Raw genomic sequence first — 15,696 nt, forward strand, 5'->3', positions numbered from 1 at the left:
AGCGCCGCGCAGCAGCAGAATTCCGCCACCGGCACCGCGATGTCCGGGGCACAACATGATGGTTGAATTGAAAAGGTAGCGTCAGGTCTCATGCAAGACTCCCGATTTCTCATGATCTTCTACATGTCTTTCGCCTTCATCCTGGCCACGTCGGGCCTGGGCCTGGCGCTGGCGCCGGGTAACCTGATCGCCCTCTGGCACCCGGACCAGGATGGCACGCAGATTTCACCGGTGCTGGCGCGCCAGGCCGGCATCGGGTTGCTGCTGGCCGCCGCACTGAGCGCCCTGTGCGTCGCTGCGGGCGCGCTGCGCCGCAACCTGCACTGGCTGCTGTTCCTGTTCCTGGTCGCCTTCGTCGGCAGCCACGGCACCGCGCTGCTGGACGAGCCCACCGGCTTTATCGGCCTGTGGCTGCTGATCCCGGTGCTGCTGTTCGCCCTGCCGCTGATTCCCTGGCGGCTGCCGAACCTGCGCCACGCGCTGTCCAGCCGCGAGACCCTGGCGGGCGAAATAAAGTGGTTCAACCCGAACAAGGGCTTCGGCTTCATCACCGCCGATGACGGGCGCGAAATCTTCGTCCATTTCCGGGCCCTGGAGAACGGCGGTCGTCGCAGCCTGCAGCAGGGCTCGCGGGTACGCTTCGTCATCAATGAAACCGATCGCGGCGAACAGGCCGACCGCGTGGTGATCGAAAGCTGAGGCGGCCACCGGGCCGGCAAACAAGGCCCTCAAAACAATAATCTCAAGGGGACAGTGTGCAGATTTCCGCTCTGGATGCCGGCGTACTGCTCGGCTACCTGGTGGTGGTGTTCGGTATCGGGCTGTGGTTTGCCCGGGGCAATGACAGCACCGAGGAATATTTCGTGGGTGGCCGGCGCTTTCGCGGCTGGGTGATCGGGCTGTCGCTGGTCGGCACCTCGATCAGTTCGGTGACCTTCATCGCCTACCCGGCAGATGCCTTCAAGACCACCTGGCTGCGCTACCTGCCCAACCTGACACTGCCGATCGCGGTGGCGCTGGCGGCCTGGCTGATCCTGCCGATTTTCCGTCGTGGCCGCACCACCACCGCCTACGAATTCCTCGAACAGCGCTTCGGCCCGTCGGTACGTGTCTACGGCGCGGTGGCGTTCATCATTGCGCAACTGGTGCGGCTGGCCACCATCCTGTGGCTGCTGTCGCTGCTGTTGCAGCAGATCACCGGGCTGTCGCCGGTCACTGCCATCGTGCTCAGCGGGCTGTTTGTCGGCACCTATACCATTCTTGGCGGCATCGACGCCGTGATCTGGACCGACGTGATCCAGACCATCGTGCTGCTGCTCGGCGGGATGGCCTGCCTGTGGGTCATCGTCGACCTGCTGCCCGGCGGGCTGGGGCAGATCCTCAGCACCGCCACCGAGGCCGGCAAGTTCAGTTTCGGCGAAATGCAGCAGGGCGAGATCACCGCCCCGCGCTGGGACCTGTCGCTGTCCGCCAAGACCGGCAGCATGCTGCTGCTGGTGGGCCTGACCAATTGGCTGACCGAGTACACCAGCAACCAGAACACCGTGCAGCGCTATTGCGCCGCCGCCTCCACCGCCGAGGCACGGCGCGGCATGCTGGTGTGTGTGCTGGCGAGCCTGCCGATCTGGGCGTTCTACATGTTTCTGGGCACGGCACTGTGGGTGCTGTTCCAGGTGCAGCCGGCGCTGCCGGCGACGGAAATCCTGGACGGCACGCGCAAGGCCGAGCAGTTGCTGCCCTGGTTCATCACCGAGTTCCTGCCACCGGGCATCACCGGGCTGGTGCTGGCCGCAGCACTGGCGGCGGCGATGTCATCCATGGATTCCAGCATCAACTCCATTGCCACCGTCTCGGTGGTGGACATCTATCGTCGGCATGTGCGGCCCGGCGCCACCGACCGCCACTACCTGCACGCCGCCTGGGCCATCGCTGCGGTCACGACCCTGTGCATGATTGCCGGCGCGCTGCTGCTGGAACGTGCCAGCACCAACACGCTGCAGGACGTCATCCTGATCATGGTGTCGCTGCTCGGTGGCGGCCTGCTGGGGCTGTATATTCTCGGCTTCATCAGCCGGCGCGGTGATGCACGGGCCGCCTGGTGCGGGATTGCCTGCACACTGCTGTTCACCGGCTGGACCGTGGCCGCCGGCCACGACGTACTGCCGGACGCCATGGCGGCGCCCTTCGATCTCTACTACACCGGGCTGATCGGCAACCTGATCATGTTCGGGGTGGGGTATGTGGCGGCCCTGCTGTGGGGCCGCCGGAGCACAGCAGCGAATGCCGCTGCCTGAAGAGGACTCAGGCGGCGGCCGCCACGGGCGTGCGGCGCGCCTTGCGCGTCAACCGATAATCACGCACCAGCCAGCCCAGTGACCAGGCTGTCAGCCAGGGGTCCAGCAGGTAATCCCACAGGTTGTCCGAGGGCAGCAGCCGCAGCGCGAAGGCACACTGCGCCGCCACCAGCATCAGGCAGATACCGTAAGCACGCATCACCCAGGCCGCCAGGCCGACCAGCAGCAGCGCGGTGCTGAAGCGGAAATCACCAAAGCCAAGACCGTAAGGGTCGAGATAGGTCAGCCCCAGGCTCATCGGATAAAACCAGGCCGCCGTGGCGACGATCAGCACATTCAGCGCACGCAGCTCGGACGTTGGCAGATACCAGGGGCTGCCCAGCCGGTGCTGCATGAACATCACCGCCAGCAGCCCCATGCTGATGCTGAATTCGCCCAGATAACTGCGCACCCACATGCCCAGCCCCCAGGGCATCGGCAACAGCGCCACCAGCACCAGGATCACCACCAGCGGCAGACCGACATGCAATTGCCGAATACGCAGCAGGCGCAGCACGATGGACGCCATTACCAGTGCCGTCACCAGCGTGGCAAACGGCCAGGAAAGAATCGTATTGCTGATCATCGTGCCGCCTCCACGTGCGCCTGACGCTGGTCCAGCGGCAGTTGCCTGTCATCCTGTTGCGCCGCCCGCCACCAGGCATGGGCGATCAGGCTCTTTTTCCAGGAATAGAGAATGTGGATGTCGCCATTACTGGCGCGGATCACATAGGGATAGTCGAACTGCGAGACGCAGAAATCACTGCGGCAGTTATTGCGTACCGCCGCCTGCATCACGCGGTCACGCTGATCCTTCGTGGTGGGGCCTTCATCGATGCTCGACAGTGCCGTGCGCACCATGTCGCGGAAACCGTCCACTGACACCGGCGCGTTACGCAGTGCGGCATCGTCATGCATGGCATGCAGGGTCTGCCAGGTCTGGCCATGGTCGCGGGTCTCCAGAATATAGAGATCGTCACGCTCCACCGCGTTGTTGTTCGCCACCAGCAACCAGTGATCCTTACCCAGGCGCACCCCGCCAACGGCAGAGCCCGGATTGGGCAACTGCCCGTCATCCAGCGACGACCAGCTATGGCCGGTATCCCGGGTATCGCTGCGCCAGAGAATGCCCGGCCGGCTGTTGTTGGCATTGCGCAGAAACGCCACGGCGGAGTCGGGACCGTTGACCAGCACCAGCGGTTGCAGGGATTCACGCAGCTTGCCGATGCGCGAACGCTCCAGAATGCGGTTGTCTTCGTCCAGCCGCAGCACCTCGCCAAACTTGGCCGCGAATTCGTGGTACACCGGCAGGCCCAGCGACCCATCCTCGTAGCGGATCGGCGGCGCTTTCACCAGGGTGCTCAGGTTGAAGAACGGCGACGTCACCAGGCCGTCAGAAATGCGCCAGGTGCTGCCATCGTCAGCGGACTCGGCCACTGCCAGCCGGCTCGCCGCCCAGCCGCCGAAGCTGACCACCACCATGTACAGCCGCAGGCGACCATCCGAATCCACCGCCGGCACCACATTGCCCAGCTTGCGCACATAGCGGCCCAGGCCCTCGCTGACCTGCTCGCGGGTCAGCATGACCTGCTCGCCAGTCCAGTCGCCGGTGGCGGGATCAAACACGGAAGAATGGATATTGACGTCCGCCGAGCCCTCGCGGGTGCCGGCAAACCAGAATGCACGGATACGGCCATCCGGCAGTTCCACCATGGACGCCGCGTGGGTCTGCATGGTGGCGCCATCGGAGGCGAAGTTGAGCTGCCAGGTATCGTCCGGGGCCGGGGTACGCTGCGAGGGCGCCGGCACGGCAAACCCCGGCTCCGGATCCCACAGGTGCGCCGGCAGGCCGGCGTAATAGGCCAGCACCAGCAATCCGCCAATCATTAGATGTAGGGTCTTGTTTTTATGCACTGTCATGGCTGAATCGTTCGGCTATCCGATTTTCTCTGAAGAACACAAGGGGTTATCCGCAAATAAGCCCGGCCCGGGCGGCCCTTAACAAGCGCCGCCAGTAGAAAGTATGATTCCGGCGCTCAGGCCAGTTTCTTAGTGGCAAGCACCAAAGTCCACAAGTCTAGCAGCACCCGCGCGCTTGTGCTGCCCCGGCAGCGCTGATAACGTCGATCACTGCGAGTTGCCCGCTAGATAACACCCACAAAAAATGTAGTGCGGGGTATGCCAGTGTCTTTGAGTCTTCAGTCACGAGCCCGTTCGGGGGAACCGGGGCCCTCTCGCCTTGCCCGACGCCTGGCTGATCAGGAAGATTTCAGCCGTCTACTGCAGGATACAGCCGACATCGTGGTCATCACCCAGGACCACCGCGGGCGCGTACTGTCCGTGAACCGCTATGGGCGCTGGCTGTGTGGCAAGGCGCTGACCAATATACGTCGCCGCGCCTTCATCGACCTGCTCTCTGCTGCCCCCGCCGACCTGCCCGAGCGCCTGACCGAAGTGGCCGAGGGCCGTCATCACGGCTTCCGCCACGAAACAGCCATGCGTCGCGAAAACGGCGACACCCTGCTGTTGTCCTGGTGGCACACGGCCTGGCACCTGGACGACGGGCGCAAGCGCCGGGTGATCAGCATTGGCCTGGACATCTCCGACCAGCGCATCGCCGAGGAGCACATCGGCTGGCTCTCGACCCACGATCCGCTCACCGGCCTGTTCAACCGCCGCCGCTTCATCGAAGAGGGGCGTCGCTGGCTGTCCGCCACCGCCGCCGGCACCCGGCCCGGGTTCGCCCTGATGCTGCTGGATCTGGATCAGTTCAAGGACATCAACGATCTCAACGGCCACCACCAGGGTGACCGCCTGCTGCAGGAAGTGGCACGGTTGCTGCGCGACACCCTGCGCCAGTCGGATGTGATTGCCCGCCTGGGTGGCGACGAATTCGGCATCCTGCTGGCCAGCGATCAGCCGGACGCCATCGAACAAGCCGCCAGCCGGTGCTGCCAGGCCCTGGCCGACCTGTCCGTGCAGCAGGGCGACGCCAACCTGCCCGTCACCACCAGCATCGGTATCGGCATCTGCCCACGCGATGGCGAAACCATTGAAGCGTTGCTGGCCAATGCCGACATCGCCATGTACCAGGCGAAGGCGCAAGGCCGCAACGCCTGGCACGTCTGCAGTGGTGATGACGAGCACCGCGAGCGCATCCACGAGCGGGTCTACTGGGAACAGCGGGTGCGCGAAACCTTGTCCGGCGATGGCCTGCAAATGCACTTCCAGGCGATCCTCGACATCGCCGACAACGAAATAAGCCACCACGAAGCGCTGCTGCGCGTCAGCGACGGACGCGGCGGTTTTCTCGCCACCCAGCACCTGATCAATGCCGCCGAACAGTCCGGCATGATCGTGCAGCTGGACGAGCGGGTCATCCAGCAGGTCTGTCACCACCTGGCGGCGCTCAACCGCGCCGGTATCCGCGCGCAACTGGCGCTGAACCTGTCCGGCATGTCGTTCCGCAATCCGCGCCTGATCAGCCAGGTCCGTCACTGGATACGGCATTATCAGGTGGACCCGCAGGACATCATTTTCGAGATTACCGAGACCGCCGCACTGGCCGATATCGCCGCCACCATCGAAGTGATGCAGGCACTGAAGACACTCGGCTGCCGCTTTGCGCTGGATGACTTCGGCGTTGGTTTTTCGTCCCTCTACTATTTGAAAAAACTGCCGGTGGATTTCGTCAAGATCGACGGTTCGTTCATCCGTCATCTGCACGAAAACGACGAGCACAAAGTGCTGATCCAGGCACTGGTGGATGTAGCACGGGCATTCCGTTTGAAGACCGTCGCGGAATTCGTCGAGAACCCGGCGATTCTCGATATTCTTCGCGAACTTGGCGTGGACTATGCGCAGGGCTATCACATCGATCGGCCACAGGCGTTCGACACGCTCTGGCCGGCATGACCGCCTGTCCTTTTTTACAAGTCCGGGCTTTGCGCGGCGGCCGTTTCGGAGATACTGACGCGGCCCCGCCCTCCCGACACAGCACCTGGCGCGCGGCACAACCCGCAGAATACAAACGGACTTGAGCTTCGCGCCGGAGGACACCGCACCATGACACGGCACGCTTCTGCCCAGTGCAGCTTCTTTTCGCTCACCACCATCGCCTGGATAGCGCTCGCCTGTTGTCTGCTGCTGGCGGCGCCGGCCGGGCACGCGGCAGGTGACCTGGAAGCGCTGGATGACAGCTGGCGGCTGGTCAGCGACCGCAACGATATCCAGGTCTACATGCGTCACCGTGACGACACCCGCCTGAAAACCTTCCGCGGCGTGACCCAATTCAAACTGACAGACCAGTACGCACTGGTGGCCGTGCTGAACGATTACGACGCCTATCCGCGCTGGCTGCATTTCGTCGACAGTGCCGAAGAGATCGGCCGCGAATCCGACCTGCTGCGCTATCTGCGCTTCACCACCCTGCTGCCCTGGCCACTGGCCAACCGCGAAGCGGTACTGCGCGCCGACGTGCGCGAAATCCGTAGCCAGGACGAGCAGCGCGTGGAAGTGCTGCTGAGCAACGCCCCGGACCGGCTGCCGTCGAATGAGGACTACATCCGTTTCCCCGAAATGCAGGGCATCTTCGGCGCCCGCGATCTCGGTAACGATACGGTCGAAATCACCTATCAACTGGTGCTGGACCCGGGCGGCTATATCCCTGCCTGGCTGGCCAACATCCTGCTGCGCGATGCCCCCTACTTCACGCTGGACCGGCTGCGCCGCATCGTGAAACGCCCGGAATATCAGGGGCATTACTACGACTACATCCATCTCAAGGGACCAGGCAGCCTGCCGCACGAAGCTGACCCGGAAACGTAACAATTCCCTCCCGAGAAATGTGCCCGGCGCCAGCGTTGCGCTATCATCCCAGGGCCGGCGGCATCAGGCCGGCCTTTAGCATGGTGTTGAAAAAGTCTCTTTGAGGCTTTTTCAAGCCGTCAGCACAGGCTGTTTTTCAACAGCCTGTCAGAGCGCTGGTCCGGTCAGCGACAGGGTATGGGAGAGCCCGCAATGCCACGACTGCTTTACACCCTCTATATCTGGCTGGTGTTCGTGCCGGCAATGCTGATCATCACACTGGCGATGGGCCTGCTGTGTCTGGCGAGCGCGCCCTTTATCGGCCCTCGCCAGGCCGGGCGCCTGTGCGCAGTGCCCTGGGCACGCGCCGGGCTGCTGCTGTCTGGTGTGTCGGTCAGCGTGGAAGGCCAGGCGCACGCACGTCCGGGCCAGAGCTACGTGATCGTCGCCAATCATCTCAGCCACTTCGATATCTGGGTGCTCTACGGCTACCTGGGCATGGACATCCGCTGGGTAGCCAAGCAGGAGGTGCGGCGTATCCCCATCGTCGGTATTTCCTGCGTGGCGCTGGGACATATCTTCATCGACCGTTCGCATCCGGACCGCGCCATTGCCAGCCTGCGGGCAGCACAACAGCAGGTCAGCCACGGCACCTGCATCCTCTTTTTCCCGGAAGGCACCCGCAGCCGTGATGGCCAGCCCCGGGCATTCAAGAAGGGCGCCTTCCGCATGGCGGCGGACCTGGGGCTGCCGGTCCTGCCGATCACCCTGTCCGGCACCCGCGACGTCCTGCCTGCGGACAGCCTCCACCTGTCGCCCGGCCACGCGCATATCTGCATCCATCCGCCCATCGCCGCACGCGGCAACAGCGACGAGGCCGTCGAGGCCCTGCTGCAGGAAAGCCGCGAGCGGATCATCAGCGGCCAGTCCCGCAGCGACGCCATCATCGCCCAGTAATCTGCCGCAGCGCCCGGTCTGCCGGGCCTTCCGGTCATTGTGACATGGCCTCATGTCAAAATTGGCCCACATTGCCTGCCCGCAGTGGGTACACTGCCTCCCCAACGACAATGACATTCGCCACTGTCACTATTGACGGATAGCAGAGAGGGTCACCATGAAGGTACTGGAAAACCGCGTCGCCGTGATTACCGGCGCTGCCTCGGGGATTGGCAAGGCACTGGCGGAACAGCTGGCTGCGGCAGGCTGCCGGCTGGCCATTTCCGATGTGAACAGCAAGGATCTCGAGGCGCTGGCCAAGACCCTGCGTGCCAATGGCCATGAAGTGCACAGCGAAAAGCTGGACGTCGCCGACCGCCAGGCCTTCTACGACTACGCCGAGCGGGTACACGCCCACTACGGTCAGGTGAACCTGGTCATCAACAACGCCGGTGTGGCGCTGGGCGCCACCGTTGAAGACATGAACTACGATGATTTCGAGTGGCTCATGGGCATCAACTTCTGGGGCGTGGTGTACGGCACCAAGGCATTCCTGCCGTTCCTGAAAGAAGCCGACGAAGCCCATATCGTCAACATTTCCAGCGTATTCGGTCTGGTCGGCATTCCGACCCAGTCGGCCTATAACGCTGCCAAGTTCGCCGTGCGGGGCTTTACCGAATCACTGCGCATGGAACTGGAGATCGAGGGCGGCCGTGTGTCCTGCTCCTGCGTGCACCCCGGCGGCATCAAGACCAATATTGCCCGCAACGCACGCATGAACGATGTCTCCCACATCACCGGAGCCGATGCCGAGAAATCCATCGCCGATTTTGAGAAGATGTTCCGCACCACGGCCGCCGACGCCGCCAGCACCATCATCAATGGTGTGCGCCGCAACAAGCGCCGTATCCTGATCGGCGGTGATGCGTACGCCATCGACACCATGCAGCGCACCCTGCCGACCCTGTATCAGCGCCTGATCGTCAACGGCCAGAAGCTGATGCGCAAGCGCCAGGCCTGATCGTCGCCAGCGATGACGGGGCAAGGCGCCCCGTCATCCTGTGAGGCTTTCATGGACAAACCCTACGCGCCGTCCTGTGACAACAATCGCGGCCCCATCCTGGCCGTGCTGCAGCAATACTTCACCGCCCCCGCCACCGTCCTCGAGCTGGGCAGTGGCACCGGCCAGCATGCCGCCTGGCTGCCGGCCCATCTGCCGCACCTCACCTGGCAGCCTTCCGAACTGGCCGACAACCTGCCCGGCATCCGTGCCTGGCTCAACGATGCCGCACTCCCGAACGTGGCCGCCCCCATCCCGCTGGACATGGCCGCGCCCTGGCCGGCACTGGACTTCGACCATCTGTTCAGCGTCAACACCTTCCACATCCTCGCCGCCGACGAGGTGGCCCGCGCCATCGCCACCGGCGGCGCGCGCCTGCCGGCCGGCGGCCTGTTTGTGGTCTACGGGCCGTTCAATTACGATGGCGACTTCACATCGGACAGCAATGCCCGCTTTGATGGCTGGCTGCGCGCGCGCAATCCGGCCTCTGGTCTGCGGGATCAGGGTTGGGTCGTTGAGCAGATGCAGACCGCCGGGCTGACCCTGATTGCGGATCACGCCATGCCGGCCAACAATCGCACGCTGGTGTTCAGAAAAGCCTGACGGTAAAACCGTCGCCCTTTTTACCACTGTGCATTTCAGGGCCGGCAGGCCCTACAATAACGGCCTTGCCGCGCAGCCCGACGGACAGACCACAGATAGAAGAGACCCATGCCGAACAGCGATAAGAGCTGGACCCTGGAGCAGTTCCAGGTCGCCCCCAAAGAAGGCGAAACACGTTTTCACGATTTCGATCTTGAGTTGCCGCTGATGCGCGGCATTGCCGAGCAGGGCTTTTCCTACTGCACGCCGATCCAGGCGCAGGTCCTGGCGCACACCCTCGCCGGCGCCGACGCCATTGGCCGCGCCCAGACCGGCACCGGCAAGACCGCCGCCTTCCTGATCACCATCATCAACGACCTGCTCAAGCATCCGGTCACGGTCAAGCGCTACGCTGGTGAACCACGGGCACTGATCGTCGCACCGACCCGCGAACTGGCACTGCAGATCGAGAAAGATGCCCGCGGCCTGTGCAAGTACACCGACCTGCGCGTCATGAGCGTGGTGGGCGGCATGAACTTCAACCGCCAGCAGGAGCGCCTGCAGAAATCCGTTATCGATATCCTGGTGTCGACACCGGGCCGGCTGCTGGACTTCTGCAACCGCCGCGACCTGTGGCTGGACCGTGTCGAAGTGCTGGTGCTGGATGAAGCCGACCGCATGCTCGACATGGGTTTCATTCCTGATGTGAAGCGCATCGTGCGCTACACCCCGGTCTCGGACTATCGCCAGACACTGCTGTTCTCCGCCACGTTCAACCAGGACGTGATGAACCTGGCCAAGCGCTGGACCCAGCACGCCGAAGTCGTGGAAATCGAACCGACGCAGGTCACCACCGAAACCGTGGAACAGAAAGTCTTCATCACCGAGACTTCGAAGAAGTACAACCTGCTGCACAACCTGATCGTCAAGGAAGACCTGGACAAGGTCATGGTGTTCGCCAACCGCCGCGACATCACCCGCCGGCTGTGCGAACGCCTGCAGAAGAAAGGCATCAACGCCGCCATGATTTCCGGCGACGTGCCGCAGAACCAGCGCCTGAAGACGCTGGAGCGTTTCCGTGGCGGCAAGGTGCGCGTGCTGATCGCCACCGACGTGGCCGGCCGTGGCATCCACATCGACGGTGTGTCCCATGTGGTGAACTACAACCTGCCGGAAGATCCGGAAGACTACGTGCACCGTATCGGCCGGACCGGCCGTGCCGGCGCCAGCGGCACCTCGATCAGCTTCGCCTGCGAGGACGACGCCTTCCTGCTGCCGGAGCTGGAGAAAGCCATCGGCATGAAGCTGGATTGCATCTATCCGCCGGAGGAACTGCTCGGCGATCCGGAGCCGGTGACCCAGCCAAAACCGGCGCAGCAACCCGCCACTGACAGCCCTGAAACCTCCGGACCCGAAGCGGACACGGCGACAGCCACCGCAGACAGCACGGACAACGGCACTGACGAGCGCAGCGGAACCCACGCCGATGAACCCGCCCGAAATTGATCCGCGTGACGCGCACGCCCTGCTGGAACAGGGCGATGCCCTGTTCGTGGACATCCGCGACCCGGCCAGCCACGCCAGCGCCCGCATTCGCGATGCCCAGCCACTGAGCCAGGCCAATGTGGAAGACTTTCTGGCCAGCACTGACCGCCACCGCACGCTCGTGGTGTACTGCTACCACGGCCGCAGCAGCCTGGACGCCACCGCGTTCCTGCAAAGCGAAGGCTTTGCGGGGGCCATCAGCCTGAGCGGCGGCTTTGAACACTGGCGGCAGATCTACCCCGATACCTGCATCAATGCCTGATACAACAAGGCGGGCTTGCGCCCGCCTTGTCTCACCTGTGAAACATCCCTCAGAGGTGCGTTTCCGCATACTCCGCCAGCAATGACCGTGGCACGCCGTTCAACTGCACCGACCCGCCAAACGCAAAGCCCTTGAAGCGCTCCGTCATGTACGTCAGCCCGGAACTGGTCGGGCTGAGGTAGGGGGTATCGATCTGCGACAGATTGCCCAGGCACACGACCTTGCTGCCCTCACCGGCCCGCGTCACGATGGCCTTCATCTGGTGCGGCGTCAGGTTCTGGCTTTCATCAATCAGGATCAGTGATTTCTGGAAACTGCGGCCACGGATGTAATTGAGCGCCTTGAACTGGATATTGGCGCGCTCTTTCACATAGTTGATGCTGCCGCTGGGGTTTTCATCATTGAGGTGCAGGGCCTCGATGTTGTCGTTGATCGCGCCCAGCCAGGGGTCCATTTTTTCCTCTTCGGTGCCCGGCAGGAAACCGTGTTCCTCCGCCAGCGGCGGTGTCGAACGGGTGGCGATGATCTTGTTGTAACGGCGGTGCTCAATGGTCATCTCGATAGCCGCCGCCAGCGCAAGAATGGTCTTGCCGGAGCCGGCGGCGCCGGTCAGCGTGACCAGATGCACATCCGGGTCGAGCAGCAGATTCAGGGCAATGGCCTGATGGATATTCATCGGCTTCAGCCCCCAGGCCTGCTGTTCCAGCAGCGACTCCGGCGGCAGGTGACGCAGCGTCACCACACCCTGCTCCACACTCAGCACGCGGCCGACAAACCCTTCCTCGTCGATGATGAACTGGTTGGGGTAGATTTCCTCGCCCAGCACCTCACTGACCAGCAGCCCGTGGGAAATCCGGTGCAGGGTTTCCGGCCCGCGCTGCTCGGTTTCCACATTGCTGATGCGGTCCCAGAAGGAGCCGCTCAGCTCGAAATAACCGCGCGACAACTGGCGAATGTCCGACACCAGCTGATCGTTGTGGTAATCCTCCGCTTCAATACCACAGGCACGCGCCTTCAGGCGCATGTTGATGTCCTTGGTAACGAGCACATAACGGCGCAACGGATCACGGCTCTTCATCGATACGATATCGTTGATGATGCGGTTGTCGTTCAGGTGCTCCGGCAACGCGCCCTCGCCTTCAGCCAGCGGCCTGGGCATCAGCACCGACAAGGTGCCCAGCGTGCTGTCCTGGCCACGCGGGATCGGCACCCCGGCATCCACCTGTTCCGGCAGCGCCGGGCCCAGTATCTGATCGATCAGGCGAATCGCCGCGCGACAGTCGGCCGCGATATGCGACTTGCCGGATTTAAGCCGGTCGAGCTCTTCGAGTACCGTCATCGGCACGACGACGCCATGTTCTTCAAAACTCAGTAACGAATTCGGATCGTGGATCAGGACGTTGGTGTCCAGCACATACACTTTCTCGTGCCGGGCGATTTCTGCGGTGGTGGTGGGGCGGGTGTCGGGTGGAGCGTGCTCGGCTCTCTGCTGGCGTGATTTCCCCGAAGCGATCGGGACGGAGTGTACTGCAGCCGCGCGTTCTTCCATGCTTATCCCCCTGAGGACAGGCGAGTCGGTTAGGGACAGCGGTGGGCAAAATGACGTAGCTCTATGGCTGAATATGGCTAACGTAAAGCCGAGAGTGACGCCACCACCTGCCGCCGGGTTCACTGACTAACGACGGTTCGATGTTGCCTGGTACTGGTGATCGCGATCACTCCCGCAAGGGCGGGAAGAGTCTCAAACATAACCCGGTTTTTTTGCACGCACAACAGATCGGATCAAGGTATCGTTGCCGGCGTGTAAAAAACAGTTCAGGAAATGACATGACATCGCAGGATCATCCCGAGGTACTGATGCCCCCGCCACTGCTGCACCTGGGCGGGCTGTTTATCGGCTATACACTGGATCGGGTATTTCACTGGCAACTGGCGCCGTCCGATGAACGGGTCGCGCTGGCACTGTTGCCCGCACTGCCGGCGGTGGCGCTGATCCTGTGGACCGCCCTGCTGTTCCGCCGCCATCGCACCACCCTCCTGCCGCAGCGCGCCGCCAGCACACTGGTGACCCAAGGCCCGTTCCGCGTTTCACGCAACCCGATCTATCTGTCCTTCGCGTTGCTGCACCTGGCCTGCGCCATCGCCAACGGCAGCCCCGGCATGTTGCTGACCCTGCCACTGGTGGTGTACGTCATGGACCGCCACGTCATTGCGGCAGAGGAAGCCTTTCACCAGCGGCAATTCGGCGAGGCATGGCAGGCCTACCGGGCGCGGGTACGGCGCTGGCTGTAGCCGCACGCAGCAGGACCGGCGGTGCCAGGCTTCCCTGGCGCAACGTCATGCGCTCCGAGCCAAAATGCCCCGGCACCAGCAGGCTTGGCCGTTGTTCCCGCGCCAGCCAGCCCAGACGCCGGTAGATCTCGGCCACCAGCTCACTGCAGAACATGCCGGAGAAATCCGGCCGGCGCCGGAACCCCGTGACGGTATCGCGGGCCAGTGTCAGCACATAATTCTTGTAAGGTCGCTGGTGCAGGCGGCGCGCGATGCGCGCGACCATGCGTTGCTGGGCATCCGTGAGCGATTCACCCAGCCGCCGGCGCAGCGCTATATCGCCGTCATATTCCTCGATCCGCTTCATGATCGGCACCAGCCCGACACCCGCCACCGGCGCACCGACATGAATATCGGCCGATTCGCTCAGGGTGGTGGATTCCAGAATCAGGGGTGTGTCGTGTTCCGGCAACCGCACCACCATGCCGATATGGCTCCAGTGGCTGCGGGTAAAAAAGCGGATCGTATCGCTGATCGGCCCACGCCCGGCAAACAACAGCAGATCACCGGTGCGTAGCGTGCCGGCCAGTGGGCCTGGCGGGGAGTGTTCCAGTTGCGGGCAACGCGGCAGCAACCTGATCACGGGGAGTGTCGCTCCATTACGCTCATGTGACGGAAGGCTAGGGGGCGGCAGTGACGCCCCTGTGACAGTTGCGTCATGGTTTGGTGACGGGCACGCCGTCATCAGACTGTCATGGCCGGCCGGCATGCTGGCCTTCTTTTCGCGCCAGCCCCAGGACGGAAGCGACTGCCGGCATGCCCGATTACCCCGCGATCGAACAGCGTCTCTACCTGCTGCAACGTCATCTGCCCGAACAGCTTCAACTGGAGCAACTGCTGCACCAGGGGGCGCGCTGGTTGCGCTGCGACACGGTGCTGACCGTGCAGCACGGCGGGTTACCCTTGCCGGTGCAAGTGATTGAACTGGGCAGCCAGTCGAGGAACGCCCCCGTCATCGGCTTTTTTGGCGGGGTGCACGGCGTGGAACGGATCGGCAGCCAGGTGCTGTTGTCGTGGCTGCATTCGCTGGTGCAGCGGCTGGACTGGGACGAACAGATGGCGCGCCGGCTGGAGCGGGTGCGCATCCTTTTCATGCCGATGATCAACCCCGGCGGCATCTGGCAGCGCACCCGCAGCAACCCGAGCGGCGTCGACCTGATGCGCAACGCGCCCATCGATGCCATCGGCAAGGTGCCGTTCCTGGTTGGCGGGCACCGCATCAGCAATCGCCTGCCCTGGTACCGGGGCAGGCGCGATGCACCGATGGAACCTGAAGCACAGGCGGTGATCCGGGTGGTGCGCCAGCGCATGCTGAATGCGCCGTTTTCCCTGAGCGTGGACTGCCACAGCGGCTTTGGCCGCCGCGACCGGCTATGGTGCTGCTATGCGCGCAGCCACCAGCCCATCGCCCATATCGCTGAGGTGTTCACACTCAAGCGGCTGCTGGAAAGGACTTACCCCAACCATCATCCCTATATCATCGAACCGCAGTCGGTGAACTACACCACCCATGGCGATCTGTGGGACTACCTCTACGACGGCGCCCTGACCAGCCACCCGCATCACATGTTCCTGCCGTTCACGCTGGAAATGGGCTCCTGGCTCTGGGTGCGCAAAAATCCGCGCCAGATGTTCGATTTCTTCGGCTACTTCAATCCGGTCATCGCCCACCGGCAAAGCCGCGTCTTGCGCCAGCACCTGCCGCTGTTCGATTTCCTGCTGGCCGCCACCGACAACTGGCAGAACTGGATCCCGCTGGCCCGCCAGCGCCCGGCCCTGGCCCGGGAAGCGATCCGCACCTGGTTCACCGAACAGGACCAGGACGGCTGAAAGCACAGTCG

Annotated in this window: 15 protein-coding genes; 11 read left to right on the top strand and 4 right to left on the bottom strand. The window is 63.4% G+C overall.

Annotation, left to right across the window (positions count from 1 at the left end; all coding sequences use genetic code 11):
* The first annotated feature begins 123 nt into the window (after positions 1 to 123).
* Both S7S_RS20130 and S7S_RS13540 read left to right on the top strand, forming a co-directional pair.
* Positions 124 to 699: a cold-shock protein gene (locus S7S_RS20130; RefSeq protein WP_274544692.1), complete on the top strand. Its 576-nt coding sequence runs from the start codon at positions 124 to 126 to the stop codon at positions 697 to 699.
* 56 nt (positions 700 to 755) lie between these two features.
* Positions 756 to 2,294, top strand: a complete 1,539-nt coding sequence (locus S7S_RS13540; RefSeq protein ID WP_008734220.1) for a sodium:solute symporter family transporter — start codon at positions 756 to 758, stop codon at positions 2,292 to 2,294.
* 7 nt (positions 2,295 to 2,301) lie between these two features.
* On the opposite strand, the gene S7S_RS13545 is transcribed toward S7S_RS13540, so the two are convergent.
* Complete coding sequence (locus S7S_RS13545; protein ID WP_008734218.1) at positions 2,302 to 2,919, bottom strand: hypothetical protein; 618 nt, start codon at positions 2,917 to 2,919, stop codon at positions 2,302 to 2,304.
* Positions 2,916 to 4,253, bottom strand: coding sequence for a sialidase family protein (locus S7S_RS13550; RefSeq protein WP_238582899.1), 1,338 nt, complete (start codon positions 4,251 to 4,253; stop codon positions 2,916 to 2,918). Before S7S_RS13550 ends, S7S_RS13545 begins: the two co-directional genes overlap by 4 nt.
* 258 nt (positions 4,254 to 4,511) lie before the next feature.
* Here S7S_RS13550 and S7S_RS13555 point away from each other — a divergent pair, with 258 nt between their 5' ends.
* The 7 genes from S7S_RS13555 (at position 4,512) to S7S_RS13585 (ending at position 11,524) form a co-directional block, all read left to right on the top strand.
* Positions 4,512 to 6,248: a putative bifunctional diguanylate cyclase/phosphodiesterase gene (locus tag S7S_RS13555; protein ID WP_082027732.1), complete on the top strand. Its 1,737-nt coding sequence runs from the start codon at positions 4,512 to 4,514 to the stop codon at positions 6,246 to 6,248.
* Between the two features lie 150 nt (positions 6,249 to 6,398).
* On the top strand, positions 6,399 to 7,160 hold the full coding sequence (locus S7S_RS13560; protein ID WP_008734215.1) for an START domain-containing protein: 762 nt from the start codon (positions 6,399 to 6,401) through the stop codon (positions 7,158 to 7,160).
* Positions 7,161 to 7,352: 192 nt separating this feature from the next.
* Positions 7,353 to 8,096 (top strand): lysophospholipid acyltransferase family protein, encoded by a 744-nt coding sequence (locus S7S_RS13565; protein WP_008734214.1) that lies wholly within the window; start codon positions 7,353 to 7,355, stop codon positions 8,094 to 8,096.
* A 157-nt stretch (positions 8,097 to 8,253) separates the two neighbouring features.
* Positions 8,254 to 9,096 carry an SDR family NAD(P)-dependent oxidoreductase gene (locus S7S_RS13570; protein WP_008734213.1) on the top strand — a complete coding sequence of 281 codons (843 nt, stop codon included), beginning with the start codon at positions 8,254 to 8,256 and terminating at the stop codon, positions 9,094 to 9,096.
* Positions 9,097 to 9,147: 51 nt separating this feature from the next.
* Entirely contained in the window at positions 9,148 to 9,738 is a 591-nt protein-coding gene (locus S7S_RS13575) for a DUF938 domain-containing protein (protein ID WP_008734212.1), read from the top strand.
* 108 nt (positions 9,739 to 9,846) lie between these two features.
* Entirely contained in the window at positions 9,847 to 11,223 is a 1,377-nt protein-coding gene (gene rhlB / locus S7S_RS13580; RefSeq protein WP_008734211.1) for an ATP-dependent RNA helicase RhlB, read from the top strand.
* Positions 11,204 to 11,524 carry a rhodanese-like domain-containing protein gene (locus S7S_RS13585; protein ID WP_008734210.1) on the top strand — a complete coding sequence of 107 codons (321 nt, stop codon included), beginning with the start codon at positions 11,204 to 11,206 and terminating at the stop codon, positions 11,522 to 11,524. The genes rhlB and S7S_RS13585 overlap by 20 nt, the downstream gene beginning before the upstream one ends.
* A gap of 49 nt (positions 11,525 to 11,573) precedes the next feature.
* On the opposite strand, the gene S7S_RS13590 is transcribed toward S7S_RS13585, so the two are convergent.
* Entirely contained in the window at positions 11,574 to 13,073 is a 1,500-nt protein-coding gene (locus tag S7S_RS13590; RefSeq protein WP_008734209.1) for a PhoH family protein, read from the bottom strand.
* A gap of 278 nt (positions 13,074 to 13,351) precedes the next feature.
* On the opposite strand from S7S_RS13590, the gene S7S_RS13595 reads away from it, so the two are divergent.
* The gene (locus tag S7S_RS13595) at positions 13,352 to 13,816 is read left to right on the top strand and encodes a methyltransferase family protein (protein ID WP_008734208.1); all 465 of its coding nucleotides are present in this window, start codon (positions 13,352 to 13,354) and stop codon (positions 13,814 to 13,816) included.
* On the opposite strand, the gene S7S_RS13600 is transcribed toward S7S_RS13595, so the two are convergent.
* Positions 13,731 to 14,438 carry a C40 family peptidase gene (locus tag S7S_RS13600; RefSeq protein WP_008734206.1) on the bottom strand — a complete coding sequence of 236 codons (708 nt, stop codon included), beginning with the start codon at positions 14,436 to 14,438 and terminating at the stop codon, positions 13,731 to 13,733. The genes S7S_RS13595 and S7S_RS13600 overlap by 86 nt on opposite strands.
* A gap of 173 nt (positions 14,439 to 14,611) precedes the next feature.
* Between S7S_RS13600 and S7S_RS13605 the strand changes: the two genes are divergently transcribed.
* Positions 14,612 to 15,685: a M14 family zinc carboxypeptidase gene (locus tag S7S_RS13605; RefSeq protein ID WP_008734205.1), complete on the top strand. Its 1,074-nt coding sequence runs from the start codon at positions 14,612 to 14,614 to the stop codon at positions 15,683 to 15,685.
* Positions 15,686 to 15,696: the final 11 nt, after the last annotated feature.

This window comes from Isoalcanivorax pacificus W11-5, from assembly GCF_000299335.2.
Taxonomy (GTDB): Bacteria; Pseudomonadota; Gammaproteobacteria; order Pseudomonadales; family Alcanivoracaceae; genus Isoalcanivorax; species Isoalcanivorax pacificus.

Excerpts from the sequence above, each read along its gene's own strand:
- S7S_RS13555 (WP_082027732.1), top strand. The coding sequence starts at position 4,512 with ATGCCAGTGTCTTTGAGTCTTCAGTCACGAGCCCGTTCGGGGGAACCG.
- S7S_RS13575 (WP_008734212.1), top strand. The coding sequence starts at position 9,148 with ATGGACAAACCCTACGCGCCGTCCTGTGACAACAATCGCGGCCCCATC.
- S7S_RS13565 (WP_008734214.1), top strand. The coding sequence starts at position 7,353 with ATGCCACGACTGCTTTACACCCTCTATATCTGGCTGGTGTTCGTGCCG.
- S7S_RS13550 (WP_238582899.1), bottom strand. The coding sequence starts at position 4,253 with ATGACAGTGCATAAAAACAAGACCCTACATCTAATGATTGGCGGATTG.
- S7S_RS20130 (WP_274544692.1), top strand. The coding sequence starts at position 124 with ATGTCTTTCGCCTTCATCCTGGCCACGTCGGGCCTGGGCCTGGCGCTG.
- S7S_RS13570 (WP_008734213.1), top strand. The coding sequence starts at position 8,254 with ATGAAGGTACTGGAAAACCGCGTCGCCGTGATTACCGGCGCTGCCTCG.
- S7S_RS13585 (WP_008734210.1), top strand. The coding sequence starts at position 11,204 with ATGAACCCGCCCGAAATTGATCCGCGTGACGCGCACGCCCTGCTGGAA.
- S7S_RS13595 (WP_008734208.1), top strand. The coding sequence starts at position 13,352 with ATGACATCGCAGGATCATCCCGAGGTACTGATGCCCCCGCCACTGCTG.
- S7S_RS13605 (WP_008734205.1), top strand. The coding sequence starts at position 14,612 with ATGCCCGATTACCCCGCGATCGAACAGCGTCTCTACCTGCTGCAACGT.
- rhlB (WP_008734211.1), top strand. The coding sequence starts at position 9,847 with ATGCCGAACAGCGATAAGAGCTGGACCCTGGAGCAGTTCCAGGTCGCC.
- S7S_RS13560 (WP_008734215.1), top strand. The coding sequence starts at position 6,399 with ATGACACGGCACGCTTCTGCCCAGTGCAGCTTCTTTTCGCTCACCACC.
- S7S_RS13545 (WP_008734218.1), bottom strand. The coding sequence starts at position 2,919 with ATGATCAGCAATACGATTCTTTCCTGGCCGTTTGCCACGCTGGTGACG.
- S7S_RS13590 (WP_008734209.1), bottom strand. The coding sequence starts at position 13,073 with ATGGAAGAACGCGCGGCTGCAGTACACTCCGTCCCGATCGCTTCGGGG.